The 20750-nt window shown below is 65.0% G+C and carries 18 protein-coding genes; 15 read left to right on the top strand and 3 right to left on the bottom strand.

The window, feature by feature from the left end; genetic code table 11:
* Positions 1 to 722: 722 nt before the first annotated feature.
* The 5 genes from mdoH (at position 723) to hemC (ending at position 6333) form a co-directional block, all read left to right on the top strand.
* A complete protein-coding gene (mdoH, locus tag ABS769_RS08395; protein ID WP_317061266.1) occupies positions 723 to 2660 on the top strand; it encodes a glucans biosynthesis glucosyltransferase MdoH in 1938 nt (645 codons plus the stop codon).
* Between the two features lie 159 nt (positions 2661 to 2819).
* Complete coding sequence (locus ABS769_RS08390) at positions 2820 to 3485, top strand: alpha/beta hydrolase (RefSeq protein WP_317061265.1); 666 nt, start codon at positions 2820 to 2822, stop codon at positions 3483 to 3485.
* 4 nt (positions 3486 to 3489) lie between these two features.
* Entirely contained in the window at positions 3490 to 4542 is a 1053-nt protein-coding gene (locus tag ABS769_RS08385) for a sensor histidine kinase (RefSeq protein ID WP_317061264.1), read from the top strand.
* 30 nt (positions 4543 to 4572) lie between these two features.
* Complete coding sequence (locus ABS769_RS08380; RefSeq protein ID WP_210762892.1) at positions 4573 to 5304, top strand: LytR/AlgR family response regulator transcription factor; 732 nt, start codon at positions 4573 to 4575, stop codon at positions 5302 to 5304.
* Positions 5305 to 5418: 114 nt separating this feature from the next.
* A complete protein-coding gene (hemC, locus tag ABS769_RS08375) occupies positions 5419 to 6333 on the top strand; it encodes a hydroxymethylbilane synthase (RefSeq protein ID WP_074058319.1) in 915 nt (304 codons plus the stop codon).
* A gap of 197 nt (positions 6334 to 6530) precedes the next feature.
* On the opposite strand, the gene ABS769_RS08370 is transcribed toward hemC, so the two are convergent.
* Entirely contained in the window at positions 6531 to 7331 is an 801-nt protein-coding gene (locus tag ABS769_RS08370) for a DUF481 domain-containing protein (RefSeq protein ID WP_317061263.1), read from the bottom strand.
* Positions 7332 to 7779: 448 nt separating this feature from the next.
* Here ABS769_RS08370 and ABS769_RS08365 point away from each other — a divergent pair, with 448 nt between their 5' ends.
* Complete coding sequence (locus ABS769_RS08365) at positions 7780 to 8745, top strand: helix-turn-helix transcriptional regulator (RefSeq protein WP_006451607.1); 966 nt, start codon at positions 7780 to 7782, stop codon at positions 8743 to 8745.
* A gap of 78 nt (positions 8746 to 8823) precedes the next feature.
* On the opposite strand, the gene ABS769_RS08360 is transcribed toward ABS769_RS08365, so the two are convergent.
* A complete protein-coding gene (locus ABS769_RS08360; RefSeq protein ID WP_006451608.1) occupies positions 8824 to 9393 on the bottom strand; it encodes a lipocalin family protein in 570 nt (189 codons plus the stop codon).
* Between the two features lie 245 nt (positions 9394 to 9638).
* Here ABS769_RS08360 and ABS769_RS08355 point away from each other — a divergent pair, with 245 nt between their 5' ends.
* Together ABS769_RS08355 and ABS769_RS08350 are read left to right on the top strand one after the other, a co-directional pair.
* Positions 9639 to 9950 (top strand): hypothetical protein, encoded by a 312-nt coding sequence (locus ABS769_RS08355; protein WP_168958678.1) that lies wholly within the window; start codon positions 9639 to 9641, stop codon positions 9948 to 9950.
* 71 nt (positions 9951 to 10021) lie between these two features.
* Positions 10022 to 12115: a prolyl oligopeptidase family serine peptidase gene (locus ABS769_RS08350; RefSeq protein WP_317061262.1), complete on the top strand. Its 2094-nt coding sequence runs from the start codon at positions 10022 to 10024 to the stop codon at positions 12113 to 12115.
* 625 nt (positions 12116 to 12740) lie between these two features.
* On the opposite strand, the gene ABS769_RS08345 is transcribed toward ABS769_RS08350, so the two are convergent.
* The gene (locus ABS769_RS08345; RefSeq protein WP_317061261.1) at positions 12741 to 13925 is read right to left on the bottom strand and encodes a pyridoxal phosphate-dependent aminotransferase; all 1185 of its coding nucleotides are present in this window, start codon (positions 13923 to 13925) and stop codon (positions 12741 to 12743) included.
* A 337-nt stretch (positions 13926 to 14262) separates the two neighbouring features.
* Here ABS769_RS08345 and ABS769_RS08340 point away from each other — a divergent pair, with 337 nt between their 5' ends.
* From ABS769_RS08340 to hslV, 7 genes are all read left to right on the top strand, one after another.
* A complete protein-coding gene (locus tag ABS769_RS08340) occupies positions 14263 to 16377 on the top strand; it encodes a S9 family peptidase (protein WP_317061260.1) in 2115 nt (704 codons plus the stop codon).
* 163 nt (positions 16378 to 16540) lie between these two features.
* The gene (locus tag ABS769_RS08335) at positions 16541 to 16939 is read left to right on the top strand and encodes a YbaN family protein (protein ID WP_317061259.1); all 399 of its coding nucleotides are present in this window, start codon (positions 16541 to 16543) and stop codon (positions 16937 to 16939) included.
* 39 nt (positions 16940 to 16978) lie between these two features.
* Complete coding sequence (gene lptM / locus ABS769_RS08330; protein WP_104549567.1) at positions 16979 to 17233, top strand: LPS translocon maturation chaperone LptM; 255 nt, start codon at positions 16979 to 16981, stop codon at positions 17231 to 17233.
* Positions 17223 to 18074: a diaminopimelate epimerase gene (gene dapF, locus ABS769_RS08325; protein WP_233380880.1), complete on the top strand. Its 852-nt coding sequence runs from the start codon at positions 17223 to 17225 to the stop codon at positions 18072 to 18074. Before lptM ends, dapF begins: the two co-directional genes overlap by 11 nt.
* Positions 18074 to 18745 (top strand): DUF484 family protein, encoded by a 672-nt coding sequence (locus ABS769_RS08320; protein WP_006451316.1) that lies wholly within the window; start codon positions 18074 to 18076, stop codon positions 18743 to 18745. The genes dapF and ABS769_RS08320 overlap by 1 nt, the downstream gene beginning before the upstream one ends.
* Positions 18746 to 18824: 79 nt before the next feature.
* A complete protein-coding gene (gene xerC, locus ABS769_RS08315; protein ID WP_317061256.1) occupies positions 18825 to 19742 on the top strand; it encodes a tyrosine recombinase XerC in 918 nt (305 codons plus the stop codon).
* A 381-nt stretch (positions 19743 to 20123) separates the two neighbouring features.
* Entirely contained in the window at positions 20124 to 20675 is a 552-nt protein-coding gene (hslV, locus tag ABS769_RS08310) for an ATP-dependent protease subunit HslV (protein ID WP_006451318.1), read from the top strand.
* Positions 20676 to 20750: the final 75 nt, after the last annotated feature.

Here is a 20750-nt window from a genome sequence, read left to right as displayed (position 1 = left end):
CGATTGCGGGACCGTGTGGCGGCATGGATGCCGCCACCGAGCCTACATGGACGTACTTGCGGCGTGTCCCGCGAGCGGTGAGGGCACCGCGCCCTCGACTAACCAAGCTTTTGATCGCACCTAAACGACGCAACGACTCGAAATCCTGGTTGTCTTGAAGTGATGAGCTTGCGCGGAACGCACGGTTCGTGGCCTGCATTGAAGTTGGTGCAGGACCCACATCGCTGATTCCGATACATCATGACGCGCACGCCGCCTTCAGTTCCAGTCAGCGTCTCCAGTCAGCGTCACCGCCGCGATCGCCAGCGTCAGCCCACTGGCGATGCAAACGATTGCACTTCCTGGCACATCACTTGCAGTTGTCTTACGTGACTGCGTGGTTCGCCGCCCGTGACAGCGCGTGCGTCAGGCTGCAATCTGTTGGGGTTGTGTTCGGTCGCTGCGGCGTAGTCTGCCGCGCTGTCCTCGTCGGGTGGGGCGAAGACGGCAGAAAGCGGCCTTCGCTTCCTTAACGATCGATTCTTTAGGATGAGCCGCGACGTGAAGTTGCAGCCAGGAGAGCTTGTGCATCGGAGTGGTCTTAGAGCTGCCAAACCTGCGACGTGGTCGCACACCGTCGGGCTCGCCCACGACACGGTGCGTGTGGCAACGGCATTTTACATAGCGGGGATGGATCTCCCGTTTCAGCTCGCGCTGTCGCCTTTGCGCGACGGGCAGCCTTGATGGACGGCACTGTGACTTCTTCTCCCGCACCTACCGAATTTCCCTCCATCTCCGCCCTCGACGCCGGCCAGCCCACGCTGCCGCCTGAAGGGCCGCTGGCGATGCCCGAACAAGACCTACGCAAAGGCAGCCTGCAGGTGCCGCATCAGCGTACTGCGCCGGTCGGTATCGGCGTGCGGCGTTTCTATCTGATCGGCGGCACCTTCGCCACCACTGCCGTGGCGGTATGGGTGATGCTGAGCGTGCTGTGGCCCGGCGGCATCAGCGTGCTGGAAGGCTGCCTGCTCGGGCTGTTCATACTGTTGTTTGCCTGGATCGCGATGTCCTTCGCCAGCGCGGTGGCCGGCTTTGTCACCGTGGTGGCGCGCGCCGGACGCAAGCTTGGCATCGACCCGGATGCACCGCTGCCGACATTGCACACCCGCACCGCGTTGCTGATGCCCACCTACAACGAAGACCCGCGCCGGCTGCTGGCCGGCCTGCAGGCGATCTACGAATCGGTGGCCGAGACCGGCCAGCTGGAACATTTCGACTTCTTCGTGCTCAGCGACACCACCCGCGAACACATCGGCGCTGCCGAAGAACTGGTCTACAACGAGCTGTGCGATCGCGTCGACGGGCATGGGCGCATCTTCTACCGGCGCCGCGCCGATAACGCCGCGCGCAAGGCCGGTAACGTGGCCGACTGGGTGCGTCGTTTCGGCGGCAGCTACCCGCAGATGCTGATCCTGGACGCCGACAGCGTGATGACCGGCGACACCATCGTGCGGCTGGTCGCCGGCATGGAAAACAACCCGGACGTGGGGCTGATCCAGACCCTGCCGGCGGTGGTCAACGGGCAGACCCTGTTTGCCCGCATGCAGCAGTTCGGTGGCCGCGTGTATGGGCCCATCATTGCCTTCGGCGTGGCCTGGTGGCATGGCGCCGAGAGCAATTACTGGGGCCACAACGCCATCATCCGCACCCAGGCCTTTGCCGATCACGCCGGCCTGCCGGCGCTGCGCGGGCGCAAGCCGTTCGGCGGCCACGTGCTCAGCCACGATTTTGTCGAAGCGGCGCTGATGCGGCGCGGCGGCTGGGCCATGCACATGGTGCCGTACCTGCAGGGCAGCTACGAAGAAGGCCCGCCCACGCTGACCGACCTGCTGATCCGCGACCGTCGCTGGTGCCAGGGCAACCTGCAGCACGCCAAGGTCGTCGGCGCCAAGGGTCTGCACTGGATCAGCCGCATGCACATGATGATCGGCATCGGGCATTACTTCACCGCGCCGATGTGGGGCATGTTGATGCTGATCGGCATCGGCATTCCGCTGGCCGGGGCCGGCATCGACCTGGCCCAGGGCCTGCCGTTCTCGCCGGCGCGCTATTGGCACGGTAGCAGCGAAGGCAACGCGATCTGGATCTTCGCCTGCACCATGTTCGTGCTGCTCGCGCCCAAGCTGCTGGGCTATATCGCACTGCTGCTCAACCCGCGCGAACTGCGTGCCTGCGGCGGTGCGTTTCGCGCCATGCTGAGCATCCTGCTGGAAACCGTGTTGGCGGCCCTGATGGCGCCGGTGGTGATGTATCTGCAGTCGCGCGGCGTGTTCGAAGTGCTGGCCGGCAAGGATTCGGGTTGGGACGCACAGGTGCGCGACGACGGCAAGCTGGCATGGCCGGCGCTGCTGCGCAGCTACGGCGGGCTGACCATATTCGGCCTGTTCATGGGCTCGATGGCCTATGTGGTCTCGCCGTCGCTGGCGGCCTGGATGGCGCCGGTGATCATCGGTATGGCCTTGTCCATTCCGGTGGTGGCACTGACCTCGTTGCGCCGCACCGGCCTGGGTCTGCGGCGGGCCGGCATCTTCTGCATTCCCGAAGAACTCGACCCGCCCAAGGTGCTGGTGCGTGCGGCCGAACTGCGCCGCGCCGCCGCGCTGGAGCCCTCGCTGATCTGAGCACGGCACGCTGCGCGCGGCCTGCCGCGCATGCAGCTCGTGCCTGTCAGGCCGCGCCAGGCACGCCCGGACCGATCGCCACGCGTGGCTTGCCCGCTGCGTGATCGGGTCGGCCGATGTCGCAAGGCATAATGCCCAGCCCGCAAGCGGAGCTGGACCATGTTGGAAGTGATCGAACGCGAGACCGGACCGAACCCGCAGTGGACCGTGCTGTGGCTGCACGGCCTGGGTGCCGATGGCAGCGACTTCGCCCCGATGGTGCCGGAACTGGTGCGCCCGCACTGGCCGGCGCTGCGCTTCGTGTTCCCGCACGCGCCAATCCGCCCGATCACCATCAACAACGGCGTGCGCATGCGCGGTTGGTACGACATCGTCGGCATGGATTTCGCACATCGTGCCGACAAGGCCGGCATCGCCGAATCGGTGGCCCAGATCGAGGCGTTGATCGCCCATGAGCAGACCCGCGGCATCGGGCCCGAGCGCATCCTGCTGGCCGGCTTCTCGCAGGGCGGCGCAGTGACCCTGGCGGTCGGTCTGCAGCGCAGCGTTGCGCTGGCCGGGCTGATCGCCCTGTCGACCTATCTGCCCGACCCAACAGCCGCCGCCAGCCAGGTGCAGCCGGCTGCCACCCGCCAGCCGTTGTTCATGGCGCATGGCAGCGCCGACCCGGTGGTGCCGTTCGGTGCCGGCGAGCAGAGCGCACAGACCTTGCGCACGCTCGGCTTTGAACTGGAATGGCACACCTACCCGATGGGACATCAGGTCTGCCTGGAAGAGATCGAGGCGCTGCGCAACTGGATGCAGGCGCGCTTCACCGCCGCCTGAGTGCATGGCCCCGCGCGCGCCACAGATCGCCTGGATGCCGGACCTGTGCCGGCTGCCACGATTGGGCGCGATGCTGGGGCTGGCCGAACTGGTGGTGCTGGTGGTGACGCTGGTGCCCGATGCCGGCGCGGCGCGTAGCATCACGCTGTCGCGTTTCGTGTCGGCCAGCGGGTTGGCGTTGTGGTTGGCGCTGGCCGTCACCGTGCTGCTATGCGTCTTGCGGCCCAGCCTGTCGCGGCTGCCGCCCAAGCTGGGCGGCTTGACTGCGTTATCGATCGCCGCCGTCGTGGCGATGCTCGGCGCCGGCATCGTGCACGGCCTGTATGCGGTACTCGGGCAGGCGCCATTGGGGCCGCTGGTGGGCTTCTGGCGGTTCACCCTCGGTAGCGCCGCCACGGTGGTGCTGATCACCGCGCTGGCGCTACGCTATTTCTATGTCAGCGACCGCTGGGAAGCGCAGGTGCAGGCCAATGCGCGCGCGCAGGCCGATGCCTTGCAGGCGCGCATCCGCCCGCATTTTCTGTTCAACAGCATGAATCTGATCGCCAGCCTGTTGCGGCGCGACCCGGTGGTGGCCGAGCAGGCGGTGCTGGATCTGTCGGATCTGTTCCGTGCCGCGCTCGGTGCCGGCGAAGGCCTGTCCACCTTGCGCGCCGAATGCGAACTGGCCGAGCGCTATCTGGCGATCGAATCGCTGCGCCTGGGCGAACGCCTGCAGGTGCGCTGGCATCGCCAGGAACCCTTGCTGTGGGAATTGCCGATGCCGCGCCTGGTGCTGCAGCCGCTGGTGGAAAATGCGGTATTGCACGGAATTTCGCGCCTGCCCGAGGGCGGCACGCTGTACCTGTCGTTGCGCCAGCGCGGCAACCAGTTGCAGATCCGCATCGTCAATCCGGCCCCGCAGCCGGGCACCCAGTTGCCGCTGCTTGCCGGCGCCGGGCACGCCCAGGCCAGCATCTCGCACCGGCTGGCGTTTCAGTTCGGGGCCGGGGCACGGATGGCGGCCAGCTGGGCTGAGGGCTACTATGCCTGTGAGATCACATTGCCGCTGCCGTGAGGGGAAAGTCACGGCAGCGAGGGGGAGTCCATGACGGCCACGCAAGTGCGGGTGCTGATCGCCGATGACGAGCCGCTGGCGCGCGAGCGCCTGCGCATGCTGCTGGGCGAGCATCCGCACGTCGAGGTGATCGGCGAGGCCGAAAACGGCCAGCAGGTGCTGCAGCAATGCCAGCACCTGCATCCGGATCTGGTGCTGCTGGACATCGCCATGCCAGGCGTCGACGGCCTGGAAACCGCGCGCCTGCTGCGCCAAGGCCAGCAACCGCCGGCGGTGGTGTTCTGCACCGCCTACGACCAGCACGCGCTGTCGGCCTTCGACGCCGCCGCACTGGATTATCTGATGAAGCCGGTGCGCCCGGAACGTCTGGCCGCCGCACTGGAAAAGGTGGCGACCTTTCTGGCCGGGCGCGCGCCCAGCGCCACCCCGCCACCGCTACGCACGCATTTGTGTGCCCGTCTGCGCGGCAGTCTGCGGCTGATCGCCATCGGCGACATCCGCTATCTACAGGCCGAAGAGAAGTACGTCATCGTCCACCACACCCGTGGCGAGGACCTGATCGAAGAGTCGCTCAAATCGCTGGAAGACGAATTCGCCGACCGCCTGGTGCGCATCCACCGCAACTGCCTGGTCGCGCGCGCCGAGCTGGTGGAACTGCGCCGCAGCGGCGATGGCCAGGTGCACGCAGTGCTGCGCAATGTGCCGCAACCCCTGGAAGTGAGCCGCCGCTGCGTGGCCAGTTTGCGCGAGCAATTGCGTTAGGGCGCGTCATGCCGCTGGTGATGAGATCCGTTGGCCGTCAGCGATGCGGATGCCGCGTGGTGCCCGCTTGCGCTCCAGGTAGGCGTTACGCGCCCGGTCCGGGATAATGGCGGGATGACCACGCTCCGCATCGCCACCCGCAAGAGCCCGCTCGCCCTTTGGCAGAGCGAACACGTCGCCACCGCGCTGCGTCAGCACCATCCCGGGCTGGAGGTCGTGCTGGTGCCGATGAGTACCCGCGGCGACGAAGTGCTGGACCGCTCGCTGGCCGCGATCGGCGGCAAGGGCCTGTTCCTGAAGGAACTGGAGCTGGCGATGCTGCGCGGCGAGGCCGATTGCGCGGTGCATTCGCTCAAGGACGTACCAATGGAACTGGACGCGCCGTTCGTGCTGCCGGCGATCATGGAGCGTGGCGATGCGGCCGATGCGCTGGTGTCCAACCTTTACGCCACCGTGCAGGCGCTGCCGCTGGGCGCACGTGTGGGTACCTCTTCGCTGCGTCGCCAGGCGCAGTTGCGCGCCGCGCGCCCGGATCTGGAACTGATCGACCTGCGCGGCAACGTCAACACCCGCCTGGCCAAACTCGATAACGGCGGTTACGACGCCATCGTGCTGGCCTGCGCCGGTTTGCAGCGGCTGGGTTTCGATGCGCGCATCACCGCACGGCTGGACGTGCCGGAGTGGTTGCCAGCACCTGCCCAGGGCGCAGTGGCAGTGGAATGCCGTGGCGACGATGCGCACATCCACGGCCTGCTGGCGGTGCTGGATGCCGGCCGCACCCGCGCCTGCGTGGAAGCCGAGCGGGCAATGAATCGTGCGTTGCATGGCAGCTGCCATGTGCCGGTGGCCGCGTTCGCGCGCTGGGAAGGCGACGGGTTATTTCTGCAGGGCATGGTCGGCAGCGCCAGCGACGGACGCCTGATCCACGCCGAGGCGCACGGCAGCGCCGAGGACACCGAAGCACTCGGTCGCCTGGTCGCGCAGGGCCTGTTCGACAAGGGCGCCGCGCAGTTGTTGGCCGAGCTCTAACGCGGCCGGCAACCTCCGACGCAAGCGTTGAGCTGTAACGCGGCCTGCATCGACACCTGCGCAGGCTCCAAAGTCGCCACCACGCACGCAATGCCCGCTCTCACGCAACGCCTGCTCCTCTTAGGAGCGGCCTTGGCCGCGAGAGGCTTTACCGGTAAAACCCTCGCGGCCAAGGCCGCTCCTACCTTCGCGGTCGCTTACTTGAACGTGTAGACCAGGTTGACCGTGGTCAGCGTGTCGGTTTTCTTGTCGCCTTCGCTGACCTCGCTGTTGTGGCGCATCTGCCACGCGGCCTTGAGCGCGAAGTGCGAGTTCATGCTGACCTGCACGCCGAAATCGTTCTGCGCATAGGTGTTGTATTCGCCCGATTCCACCAGCAGCGTGTTGATCAGATCGGTGTTGTCGGTGACGGTGTATTTGAGATCGAATAGGCCGCGCCCGATCAGGCCGGTCTCGTTGCGATCTTCGTCGCTGTTGTGCGCGCGGCGGATACCCGGGCCCACCTGTGCATCCAGATAGAAACGGTCGGCGTTGATCAGCCGCGTGCCGTAACCGATACCGAAGGTGGCCAGACGATCGTAGGTGGCGAAGTCGTCGTGTTCGTAACGGCCGGTGGCGGTGAGCTGGCGGTGTTCGCCCAGCTGCAACGCACTGCCCACGCTGCCGGTGTAGCGCTCGGCGGTGGTTTGGCGCTCGCGTTCGGTGCTGCCGTCGTCGTTGGTATTGGTGTATTCCGAGCTGGAACGCAGCGCGGTGGCATCCAGGCTGTGGATCCAGTCGCCGTCGGTGTAGCGCAACCGCACCCGGCCGTTGAGGCTGTCGGTGGTGCTGTTGCCGTGGGCGGCTGCATAGCCGAGCTCGCCACTGCTTCCACCCCAGGGCGAGGGCATCAAGGCCGCAGCCGGATCCACCGGCGCCGGTGCGACTGCCTGGGCCCAGACGGTGGGCGTGATCAACAACAGCGGCAGCAGGGCAGACAACGGGGCACGGCGGGGCATGGGCGGCTCGCTTTGGAAGGCAGGGGCGAAAGAGGGTGGAAGCGATTTCATGATAACGGACTGGGCGGCTACGTCATGACTAGGTGAACGCCGTGCTTCATTGGCGGTTCGGTCGCTGGCCGCCGAGACCCTGGACAGAAACCATCTCTGTTGTGCCGTGCCATCAGCGGCAAGCCATTGCAAGGGCTTATCGCCGTCAGCAGGCCATCGGCGGTATCACGCGATCGAATGCAGTCGGCCAATGGCTGGCATCGCACCCATGACCATCCGCACGGACGTGGCAGCGTGCGCCCAGCCAGGGCCAGGCGACCGCATCGCAAGGGTGAGCCGGTCGCCACGCGCAGTTGGCGCCTCGCCGTTGCAGCGTTTGATCCGTCGTGCGGCGATTTCGTGCAGTCTGCCAATCGACGCTCACCCTGCCACGCAAAGACTCGGACATAATCGACGCATGGACCGCTACGAACGCATCAACTCCCTGCATCGCTTGCTCAAATCGGCACGCTACCCGGTCACGGTGGCGCGGCTGCAGGATGAGCTGAGCTGTTCCCGCGCAACCGTGTACCGCGACCTGGCGTTTCTGCGCGATGCGCTGATGGCGCCGGTGGAGGGCGATGGCGAATCCGGCTTCCGCTATCTGTCCGGCGAAAGCGACCGATTCGAGTTGCCCGGCCTGTGGTTGAGCTCGGAAGAGCTGCACGCGTTGCTGGCGTCCCAGCAGTTGCTCGCGCGCACCGGTGGTGGGGTGCTGTCGTCGATGCTGGCGCCGCTGCAGCAACGCATCGAGGGGTTGCTGGCCGCCCAGGCCGGTGTCTCGCAATGGCCGGTGGATCGGGTGCGGGTGATTCCGCACCGCGGGCGCAAGCTGGACGAGGCGAGCTTCCGCACCGTGGCGTCTGGCGTGCTGGAGCGCAAGCAGCTGAGCTTCGACTACCGCGCGCGCTCCACCGACGAATCGACCAAGCGCATCGTCTCCCCGCAGCGCATCACCCATTACCGCGACAACTGGTATCTGGACGCCTGGGATCACGGCCGCGACGGCGTACGCAGTTTTGCGGTGGACCGCATCAATCACGCGCGCCTGCTCGAAACCGTGCCGCGCGATGTGCCCGACAGCGAGCTGGACGAGCAGTTGGCGGCCAGCTACGGCATTTTCTCGGGCGCGCCAAAAGGCTGGGCGACGATCGCCTTCAGTGCCAAGGCCGCGCGCTGGGTTGCCGACGAGCACTGGCATTCCAAGCAGCAGGGGCGCTTTCTGCCCGACGGCCGTTACGAGCTCAAAGTACCGTACAGCAACTCACGCGAACTGCTGATGGACGTGCTGCATTACGGCTCGGATGCGGAAATCGTCGAGCCGGTGTCGTTGCGCGAACAGGCCAAGGCATTGTTGTCGCTGGCGCTGAGCAATTACGACTGAGCATGGCGCGAAGGACGTAACGCGCACGCGTCAAGCGGCTGCGGACGGCGTGCAGAAACCACCGCCCTACGCGTGCACTCAGCGCTTGTTCGGCACTTCAAAGCCCAGGCGGTCCACCTGCTCGCGCAACTGCGGCACGCGTTTGAGCTTGTCGGTGTAGATCGAATAATCGTCGCGCATCTTGTCGACCAGCTTGCGGTACTGGTCGCGGCTCATGTCCGGCTTGCGCGCGAAGATCCAGGCCAGGTCGCGGCCGGGGTAGGAGATCAGCATCCAGGAACCGTCCGGTGCGATTTCAAGAATGCGTTGCTTGGCCGGGATGACCTTGTAGAACCACACCCGCCAGTCGCGGTTGCCGCTCTCTGCGTCTACCGAGGCGCGTGCGCTGACTTCTTTTTCAGGCTCGCCGAAACCGTCGCGATACAGATAGCGCACCGCCACCTTGCCGTCTTCGACCAGGGTGTACTCGTCGCGGCTGGTGACATGGCCGCGTTCCACCGGATTGGGCATGCGCGCAATCACATACCAGGTGCCCATGATCTTGGACAGATCGACCGCTGGTTCGTCGGTTGGTGTGTCCTTTGCATGCGCCACGGGCAGGCCGAGGACGAGCAGGAAAGCGAGGGCGATCGAAACGGTCAGGCGCATCGCAACATCACGAAAGGGGCGGTTGGGTCAGCACACTACCTCATGCAGGGGGCAAGTTCGCGTCAACGGTCGTGTCTGGCGTCGGTGGCTGCGTGTTGCCCGCCTGAGTGGGGGGCGCAGGTGCCCGGATTGGTGGCGGCAATCGCATCCGTCTCCGCCGCGCCGCGCCCAGGTCGCAGTCGGTGAGATGGACGCAGGCAATCCTGCCGGCCTGTTGTGATCCTTACCTGCCACGGAGTGCCGCCATGTCGCATCGTCCTACCGCTCGTTCCGAACGTCCCGACCCGCGCGTGCTGCGCCCGGTCCGGCAGATTGCCCTGGCCGGGCTGGCCCTGGTGCTGGTGTGGCCGGCCGCGCGCGGCCACAGCGAGTGGATCGGCTGGCTGCCGCTGTGGCTGGTCGGCATGCCGATGCTGGCCTGGTGGAGCCTGCACCGGTTCGCGTTGCCGACCCTGCTGCGGCCCGGCACGCGACGGGCTGCGCCACGTCGGCGCGGGCCACAGGCGCAGCGCCGACGCAACGCTTCGCGAACCGCGCCACAGGTGCGCGCGGCCTGACCTTCGGCAGGGTCGAGCGGGCGGAGGGCTGTGCTACGGTCCGGCCGTCCGCTCGTTCTCCCGGAAAATTCATGTCCAAATTCGCCTCGATCTGCCTGGTTGCCGGCCTGATCACCGCTGGCGCCGTCTCTGCAGAGGAAACCGCCGTGTCCAACGATCCCTACGCCTGGCTGGAAGATGTCACCGGCGCCAAACCGCTGGAGTGGGTGAAGGCGCAAAACGCCAAGACCGAAGCGCGGCTGGCTGCCACACCGGCGTTCACGCAGATGGAAACCAGCATCCGCGAAGTGCTGGATTCGGATGCCAAGATTCCGGGCGTCCAGAAGATCGGCCCGTACTACTACAACTTCTGGAAGGACAAGCAGCATGAGCGCGGCCTATGGCGGCGCACCACGCTGGACGAATACCGCAAGCCGGCGCCCAAGTGGGAAACCGTGCTGGATCTGGATGCGCTCAACAAGGCCGAAGGCGAGAACTGGGTCTGGCACGGCGCCGACTGCCTGCGCCCGGAGTACCAGCGCTGCCTGATCGCGCTGTCGCGCGGCGGCGCCGATGCCGATGTCACGCGTGAGTTCGATCTGGCCGGCAAGCAGTGGGTCAAGGACGGCTTCTTCCGTCCGGAGGCCAAGGGCGGCCTGGGCTGGGTCGATAAAGACACCGTCTACGTCTACACCGATTTCGGCCCCGGCGCGCTGACCAGCTCCGGCTACCCGCGCATCGCCAAGCAGTGGAAGCGCGGCAATGCGCTGAGCGCAGCCACGGTGGTGTACGAAGGCAAGCCGACCGATATGTACATCGCCGCGATGCACGACGACACGCCTGGATTCGAGCGCGATTTCGTCAGCCGCACGCTGGCCTTCTACAACGAAGAGCTGTATTTCAAGGGTGCCGACGGCAAGCTGGTCAAGGTGGATGCGCCCAACTCGGCCAGCAAGGCGGTCAAGCGCGAATGGCTGACGCTGGAACTGCGCGACCCGTGGACGGTGGGCGGCAAGACCTACAAGGCCGGCTCGTTGCTGGCGACGCGGTTTGACGACTTCATGGCGGGCAAGCGCAACTTCGATGTGCTGTTCGAGCCCACCGACACCACCTCGCTGGCGGGCATCGCCTGGACCAAGTCGCACCTGGTGTTGAACGTGCTGGAGGACGTCAAGAATCGCCTGAGCGTGGTCACCCCCTCGCAGGATGGCTGGAAGAAGAGCGCCTTCGTCGGCGCGCCGGCGTTCGGTACCGTCGATGTCAGTGCGGTGGACAGCGACGACAGCGACGCGCTGTGGTTGACCGTCACCGATTATCTGACCCCGACCACGTTGTCGTGGGTGGAGGTGGGCAGCGCGCCGCAACCGCTCAAGACCATGCCGGCGTTCTTCGATGCCGGCAAGGACAGCATCGAACAGCACTTTGCCACCAGCAAGGACGGCACCCGCGTGCCGTATTTCCTGGTGCGTCCCAAGGACCTGAAGCTCGACGGCAGTGCACCGACGCTGCTGTACGGCTACGGCGGTTTCGAGATTTCGATGACGCCGAATTATTCCGGCTCAATGGGCCGCGCCTGGCTGGAAAAGGGCGGCGTCTACGTGGTGGCCAACATCCGCGGCGGTGGCGAATACGGCCCGCGCTGGCACCAGGCCGCGCTCAAGCAGAACCGCCACAAGGCCTACGAAGACATGGCTGCGGTGGCCAAGGACCTGGTCACGCGCAAGATCACCTCGACCAAGCATCTGGGCGTGCAGGGCGGCAGCAACGGCGGCCTGATGACCGGCAACATGCTCACCCAGTATCCGGAGCTGTTCGGTGCGGTAGTGGTGCAGGTGCCATTGCTGGACATGAAGCGCTATAGCCATCTGCTGGCCGGCGCGTCGTGGATGGCCGAATACGGCAACCCGGATACCGACGACTGGAAATTCATCCAGACTTTTTCGCCGTATCACCTGTTCGACCCGAAAAAGACCTATCCGCCGGTGATCTTCCTGACGTCCACCCGCGATGACCGGGTGCATCCGGGCCACGCGCGCAAGATGGCAGCCAAGATGATCGAGGCCGGCAAGGACGTGACCTACTACGAGAACATCGAAGGTGGCCACGGCGGTGCGGCCAACAATGCGCAGGCGGCGCATATGGCGGCGCTGGCCTACAGCTTCCTGTGGGAGCGGTTGGCCGATTGAGGCGCCGGCCGAAAGTGGTTCTGTAAGTCGAGTTGCTTTCGTTGTGTCCTACTCTGAAGAAAGCCCTGGGTCGATTGGCTCAGGGCTTTTTTATGCTTCCTTCTCCCTGCGGGAGAAGGTGCCCGAAGGGCGGATGAGGGTACGGTTTGCGCGCGATAGTTGATGCATTGCTCAATGAAGCAACTTCAGAAGTAGAGTCTCGAACAGAGGCTTGAGACAAATCCAAAGCCAAAGCCAAGGCTTCCGCGCCTTGCGGCGCGGGTTACTTTTGTTTCGGCAAAAGTAACCAAAACCATGTCGCCCGACGCGATCCGGTGCGATGGAGCCGCACCGGTGCCCTGCGCTCCTCGCCACACGCGGCACGGCGCCCAAACTCGCTACGCTCAGACAGGGTGCCTCTTCGGCCACGCGTGGCTGCGGTGCTCGGCTCGCTCTAGGGCGAGGGGAGGCACAAGCCAGCAGCCAGAAAGCAAAAGCGCAAAAACAGAAGCGCAAAAGCAAAAGAACAAAAAAGCTCAGAGGCAGAAAAACAGCAGCTATGGCTGTCTATATCGACTGCAATGAGTGTGCTGCTGCGGCTAAATGCAGCTGCAGAGATTGACCGTGCAAATCACGCGTCGCGAAATCAAAGATGCCGCAACCCACGCGCAATCCGTTCTACTGCCTGTTCAAGCCGCGGCAAGCTCTGCGTATATGCAATCCGCACATGCTGATTGGCGCGGTGATGACCGAAGTCGATGCCGGGCGTGAAGGCGACATGTTCGGTTTCCAGGAAGTGGGCGCAGAAGGCCTGGGCATCGCCGGAGAATGCGCTGATATCGGCGTACAGATAAAACGCGCCTTGCGGCTCGACGTCGATCTTGAAACCCAATGCGCGCAAGGCAGGCAGTAAATAATCGCGACGTTGCTGAAACTCGGCCCGGCGGGCTTCGAAGATGGCGATGCTTTCTGGCGTAAAACAGGCCAGCGCGGCGTGTTGGGCGATCGTGGAGGCGCTGATGTACAGATTCTGCGCGAGTTTCTCCAACTCGGGCACCGCCCTGGGTGGGGCGATCAGCCAGCCCAGGCGCCAGCCGGTCATGCCGAAATACTTGGAGAAACTGTTCAATACGAAGGCGCTGTCGTCTACTTCCAGCACGCTGTGCGCATCCATGCCATAGGTCAGGCCGTGATAGATCTCGTCCACCACCAGGTGGCCGCCGCGCGCATGCAAGGTCTGCGACAACGCAGCCAGTTGCTCGCGCGACAGCACGCTGCCGGTAGGGTTTGCCGGCGAGGCGACCAGTGCGCCGACGCTATCGGCATTCCAGCAGGCGTCCACCAGGCCGGGCGTCAGTTGGTAATCGGTGTCCGCGCCGACCGGCACCAGTTGTGCGGCGCCTTCGACCAGGCGCAGAAAGTGACGGTTGCACGGATAGCCGGGGTCGGCGAGCAGCCAGTGTTTGTTCGGGTCGACCAACAGACTGCTGGCAAGCAGCAAGGCGCCGGAACCGCCGGGCGTGACCAGGATGCGTTCCGGATCGATGTCGCAGCCATAGCGCTGCGCATAAAACCCAGCGATGGCTGCGCGCAGTGCAGGAAGGCCGCGTGCGGCGGTGTAGCGGGTGTGCCCGGCGGCCAATGCGGCCTGTCCGGCGGCAACGATCGGTGCGGCGGTGGTGAAATCCGGTTCGCCGATTTCCAGGTGGATCACATCGTGGCCGGCCTGTTTGAGCGCGTTGGCGCGCGCCAGCAGCGACATCACATGGAACGGCGCGATGTCCTGACTGCGACGGCTATAACCGGAGGAGTGCGGAGGCGTGGTATCCATCGGCAGGATGGTAGACCAGTCATTGCACAGGTTTTGTTACCGCGCGGCAAAGATCACCGCGCGTCCGGGCGTGTGCGTCACCATGGATAACTATCGGGACCAGGTGCGTGCCCGCCGAATGCGAGCGCAGTCCTTGCGCGCAGATACGCACGGCCATCGGGATCGAGCGCTCGCTTCCCTGCCTGCCGCAAGGCAGCACAGGATCATCCAGACCCCGGAAATCGCAACATCGCTATCCCGCGCGGCACCAGACTCCTGGCACATGACGCTGCGCGCCGGTCTCTTCTACACTCGGGCGCTGGGATGGCATTGCGTTCATCCAACGGACCCCAATCTGATGAAGCCTGTCCTGACTCTTCTGATCGCCAGCCTGATGACCACTTCTGTTCCTTCCGCCTTTGCAGCTCTCCCGTCGCCGCCGGACGTGGCCAAGCACCCGCATGTGGTCAAGGCCCCGTTCGGAGCCACCCGCAACGACGATTACTACTGGTTGCGCGACGACAAGCGCGAAGACAAGGCGATGCTGGCCTACCTCAACGCCGAGAACGCCTACACCGACAAGGTGATGGCGCCGCTGAAGCCGTTGGAAGACACGCTGTATACCGAGATCGTCGGGCGCATCAAGCAGGACGACGCCAGCGTGCCGTATCGCGCACGTGGCTACTGGTATTACACCCGTTTCGAAGCCGGCAAGGATTACCCGATCCAGGCGCGCCGCAAGGGCAGCATGGAGGCGCCGGAAGAGATCCTGCTCGACGTCAATCAGATGGCCGCAGGCAAGGGCTATTTCAGTGTCGGCGATGCGGAAGTCAGTCAGGACAATCGCATCCTGGCCTGGGCCGACGATGCCGTGGGCCGTCGCCAGTACACGATCCGTTTCAAGAATCTGGACACCGGCGAGATCTACCCGGACACCGTGGAAGGTGTTGCCGCGAACGTGGTCTGGGCCGACGACAACAAGACCCTGTTCTATATCGAAAACGACCCGGAAACACTGCTCACCGTTCGTGTGAAGAAGCACGTGCTGGGCACGCCCTCCAAGAGCGACGTGCTGGTCTATGAGGAGAAGGATGACAGCTTCTACATGGGCATCAGCCGTACCCGCGACGACAAGTACATCGTCATCGGTGTGGAAAGCACGGTGTCGTCCGAATCGCGCTACGCACCGGCCGACAAGCCCGAGCGCTTCACGGTGCTGGCCAAGCGCGAGCGCGATGTGGAGTATCACCCCGAGCATTTCGATGGCCGCTGGGTGATCCGCACCAATGCCGATGGCGCCAAGAACTTCAAGCTGGTGACTGCGCCTACCGATGCGACCACGCGCAAGCAGTGGACCGATTGGGTGGCGCACGACGACAACGTCTACATCGAAAACTTCGAGCTGTTCGATGGCTTTACGGCGATCGAAGAGCGCTCCGGTGGGCTGGAACGCGTGCGCCTGCTCAAGCGCGATGGCAGCCATGAGTACGTCAAGGCAGATGAGCCGGCGTATTCGATGGGCCTGGCGATCAACTCCGAGTCGGACACCGCATGGCTGCGTTACAGCTATACCTCGCTGACCACGCCGGCAACGACGTACGAACTCAATACGCAGACCGGCGAGCGCAAGTTGCTCAAGCAGCAGCCGGTGATCGGCTACGACCCCAGCAAGTACGTCACCGAGCGCGTCTGGGTGACCGCGCGCGACGGCGTCAAGGTGCCGGTGTCGTTGGTCTACAAGCAGGGTTTCAAGAAGGACGGCACTGCCGCGCTGTTCCAGTACGCCTATGGCAGCTACGGCATGTCGATGGACCCGGCGTTCAATCTGCCGGCGATCAGCCTGGTGGACCGTGGCGTGGTGTATGCCATCGCGCATATCCGCGGCGGGCAGGAGATGGGCCGGCAGTGGTACGACGACGGTAAGTTGTTGCACAAGAAGAACACCTTCACAGACTTCGTCGATGTCACGCGTGGGCTGGTTGCGCAGGGCTATGCAGCCAAGGATCGCGTCGCCGCCTCCGGTGGCAGCGCCGGTGGCCTGCTGATGGGCGCCGTGGCCAACATGGCCCCGCAGGACTACCGCGTGATGGTGGCGCAGGTGCCGTTTGTCGACGTGGTCACCACCATGCTCGACGCCAGCATCCCGCTCACCACCAACGAATACGACGAGTGGGGCAACCCGGAAAACAAGGCCTATTACGACTACATGCTGTCGTACTCCCCGTACGACAACGTGCGGAAACAGGCCTACCCGGCGTTGTTCGTCGGCACCGGTCTGTGGGATTCGCAGGTGCAGTATTGGGAACCGGCCAAATGGGTCGCCAAACTGCGCGACGACAACACCGGCACCCAGCCGATCGTGTTCCGCACCAACATGGAAGCCGGCCACGGCGGCAAGTCCGGCCGCTTCCGTCGCTACCGCGAGGCGGCCGAGTCGTATGCGTTTGTGCTGGATCAGCTTGGGGTCAAGTAGGTGAGGGGCGGGGATTTGGGGTTTGGGATTGGGGATTCGTAAGGGCACGTGTCTCCCATCCCTGCGTGTAGACGTACCCTCATCCGCCCTTCGGGCACCTTCTCCCGGTGGGAGAAGGGGATGCGCTGACCACCTCAACGCCCACTGGTCGTATCATTTACCCATGACGCGACCGACTCGATTCCGCTGGGCCTGGTGGTTGCTGGCCTACGCCAGCCTGGCCACCGGCATCGTCGGTATCTTCGTGCCCGGGTTGCCGACCACCGTCTTCATTCTTATTTCCGCCTGGGCCGCCTCGCATGGCTCGGAGCGTCTGCACAACTGGCTGCTCTCGCATCCGCGCTTCGGCCCGGCCATTGTCGAATGGCAGACCTATCGCGCGGTCAGCCGCAAGGCCAAATGGATGGCCACGCTCACCATGACCGTCTGCGCCGGCATCATGCTGTGGTGCGTGCCGGTGTTCTGGGTCAAATGCCTGTCGATCGGCAGCATGGCGGTGGTGGCGATCTGGCTGTGGCTGCGCCCCGAGCCGCCACCGCGCGCGCTGCCCACCGTGCCCTGAGCGCACGGCAGTCAGGGTGTTCTGGCTATACTTCGGTGCATGAGTATTCTGTCCCGACCATCCGTTCGCCTCGCACTGGTTGGTGCGACCTTTGTCCTGCTTGCCGCTTGCGGTAACAAGGGCCCGCTGGTGATGCCGCAGAAGCCGGTGCCGGTGGAAGCCCAGCCCGTGCCGCAGCCGCCGGATGCGCCGCAACCGCTGGACGAGTCGACGCCGGCGCCTGCGCCGGTGAACACCGACACCCAGCCCGCGCCCACCACCGACCAGCCCGCTAGCCGCGGCAATGAGCGCTGACGGTCGCAGCGAGCGTCTGCGTTTCACCAAAATGCATGGCGCCGGCAACGATTTCGTGGTGCTGGACCTGCGCGACGGCACGCCACCGCCGGATGCCGCGCTGGCCGCACGTCTGGCCGACCGCCACTTCGGCGTGGGCTGCGACCAGATCCTGACCATCGAAGCGCCACGCAGCAGCGAGGCGGTGGCCGCCTACGGCATCTGGAATTCCGACGGCTCGGCCGCGCGCCAATGCGGCAACGGCGCGCGCTGTGTCGCCGCCTGGTTGGTGCGCGATGGCGCCGCGCAAGGCGATGATTTCGTCATCGACAGCCCGTTCACTGCGCACCGCGTGCAGCGTCTGGACGCCGGCACCTATGCGGTGGCGATGGGCGTGCCGCACTTCGAGCCCACGCAGATCCCGTTGGCCGGCTTTGCACATGCGCGCGAGGAATACGCGCTGCCGGTGCACGGCGAGACCGTGCGCTTTGGCGCGGTGTCGATGGGCAACCCCCACGCCGTGATCGAGGTGGGTCGCGTGGATGCTGCACCGGTGGAGCGTGTGGGTGGATTGTTGCAGCAGAATGCCGCGTTTCCCGATTCGGTCAACGTCGGTTTCGTCCAAGTTGTCGAGCCCACGCATGTGCGTCTGCGCGTGTTCGAGCGCGGCGTCGGCGAAACCCTGGCCTGCGGCAGCGGCGCATGCGCAGCTGCCGTGGTGCTGATGCAGCGCGGCCGTGTGGAACGCGATGTGCGCGTGTCCTTGCCCGGTGGCGAGCTGCGCATCCGCTGGGCCGGCGATCAGCAGGAAGTGGTGATGTCCGGCCCGGCCGTGTTCGTTTTCGATGGAGAGTGGAACTGATGAGCGAGAGCGTGGATAAATTCAGCGCGCACGAAGTGGCCACGTGGTTGCGACGCCATCCGACCTTCCTCAAACAGTTCCCGGATCTGGCGGTGAGTTTGCTGGTACCACGCGACGACGGCCCGACCGCCTCGCTGGCCACCTATCAGCTGGAAGTGTTGCGCGACAAGAATCGTGAGCTGTCGCGGCGATTGCACGAACTTGGTCACAACGCCCAGGACAACGAACGCCTGGCGGTGCGCACGCATCAACTGACGCTGGCGCTGATGCGTCAGACCAGCGCGGCCGACACGCTCAAGGCGATGGCGGCCTCGCTGGCAGAAGATTTCAATGGCGAACTGGTGCGGCTGGTGTTGCTGACGCCGGTTGCCGGACTGGACGCCGACTGGCTGCAGGTCATCGCCGCCGATGACGCGCGCTTGGCGCCGTTCCGCGATTGTCTGAGCGACGGCGAGCCGATCTGCGGCCGCCTGCAGACCGAAAAACATGCACTGCTGTATGCCGAGCAAGCCGCCGAGGTGCAATCGACTGCGCTGCTGCCGTTGCCCGGCATCGGCCTGATCGCGGTCGGCAGCAGCGATGCCAATCGTTTCTATCCCGGCATGGGGACGCTGTTTCTGCGCATGATGGGCGAATCGTTGAGCGTCGCACTGCAACGCTTCGACGCATGATGCGCACCGCAGGGCGCGCCGATGCGAGCGACCTGCAGTGGATGGTTGCTCCGATGGCGCGGCAGCGAGGAATTTAAAGATGTCTTCGGTCGAAGACTTTCTTGCATATCTTCAGATCGAACGGCAGGTGTCTGCGCACACGCTGGATGCCTATCGGCGCGATCTGGCCGCGTTGGTGAGCTGGGCGGCCGAGCAAAAGAGTGAAGATGGCGCGCCGTTGGATGCTGCGCTGCTGGACAGCGCGCAACTCACCAGCGCGCAGTTGCGTCAGTTCGTCGCTGCCGAGCATCGACGCGGTCTGTCGCCCAAGAGCCTGCAGCGCCGGCTCTCGGCATGCCGTAGCTATTACGCCTGGCTGCTCAAGCATGGCCGCATTGCGGCCAGCCCGGCAGCAGCGATGCGTGCGCCCAAGGCGCCGCGCAAATTGCCGCAGGTATTGGATGCCGATGAGGCGGTGCGCCTGGTCGAAGTGCCGACCGATGCGCCGCTGGGCTTGCGCGACCGCGCCTTGCTGGAGCTGTTCTATTCGTCCGGCCTGCGCTTGAGTGAGCTATGCGCGCTGCGCTGGCGCGATCTGGATCTGGAGAGCGGCCTGGTGATGGTGCTGGGCAAGGGCGAAAAGCAGCGCCTGGTACCGGTGGGGTCGCATGCGATTACCGCACTGCGCGCGTGGCTGCGCGATAGCGGCGGGCGTGCCGAAACGCATGTGTTCCCCGGCCGTGCGGGCGGTGCGATTTCGCAACGCGCGGTACAGATCCGCATCAAGCAACTGGCGGTACGCCAGGGCATGTTCAAGGACGTGCATCCGCATATGCTGCGGCACAGTTTTGCCAGCCATATTCTCGAATCGTCCGGCGATCTGCGCGGCGTACAGGAGTTGCTCGGCCACTCCGATATCGCCACCACGCAGATCTACACGCATCTGGATTTCCAGCATCTGGCCAAGGTCTACGACGCCGCGCATCCGCGTGCCAAGCGTAAGAAAGCTGCGGAGTGAGTGGTGCGTAGTGCCGGAAGCCGCGGATTGAGTGGTGTGCAGCGCAGGAGGTCGCCGATTGAGTTGTGTGCAGTCGCGTGCAGTTGATGCACGTCGCTGAGCGACCACCGCACGCATGACGCTGTTAAGCCCCTCTCCCGGCGGGAGAGGGGTTGGGGTGAGGGTACGAGCGCCAGCGCCGCTCAACGTCATCGAGGATTTCCTGCGCCAACGCCGAGATGAGTGAGTGCGGGCGAAGCGCGCGCACACTGACATGTCCAAGCAGTGCGCTCGCACTCCTGCCGTCTGAGCGCGCTGCATCAGCCGCCCGCAGCACATGCGCGAAGCATGCTTGAACCCGGCAGGGGCGTCCCCACCTCATTGGAAACCCCCGGAGGACCCATGGACCCCAGCCAGAATCCCAACATCGTTCACGCCACCACCATCATTTCGGTTCGGCGTGGTGGGCATGTCGCCGTTGCCGGCGATGGCCAGGTCACGCTTGGCCATACCGTCATGAAGGGCAATGCGCGCAAGGTGCGCCGGCTTGGCCGCGAGGGTCAGGTGCTGGCCGGTTTTGCCGGCGCTGCCGCCGATGCGTTCACCTTGTTCGAGTTGTTCGAAGCCAAGCTCGACAAGCACGGCCAGCTGACTCGCGCAGCGGTGGAATTGGCCAAGGATTGGCGCACCGAGCGCCGCCTGGGCAAGCTCGAAGCCCTGCTTGCGGTCGCCGATAAAGAGACCTCGCTGATCATCAGCGGCACCGGCGATGTGATCGAACCGGAAGACGGCATCATCGCCATCGGTTCGGGTGGTTCGTACGCCTTGTCGGCCGCCCGCGCGCTGTTGGCGCACACCGAACTGGATGCCAAGACCATCGCCACCGAAGCGATCCACATCGCTGGCGATATCTGCATCTATACCAATCGCAATGTGGTGGTCGAAGAGCTGTGAATCGGGAGTGGGGAATCGGGAATCGCAACAGCGGTTTCGTCTCCACTCTAACGATATAGGTTCTTGATTCTTGCC

The sequence above is a fragment of the Xanthomonas hortorum genome (genome assembly GCF_040279205.1).
Lineage (GTDB): Bacteria > Pseudomonadota > Gammaproteobacteria > Xanthomonadales > Xanthomonadaceae > Xanthomonas > Xanthomonas hortorum_F.
The sequence above is the reverse complement of the archived record's forward strand: the minus strand, read 5'-3'. Positions and strand labels throughout refer to the sequence as shown.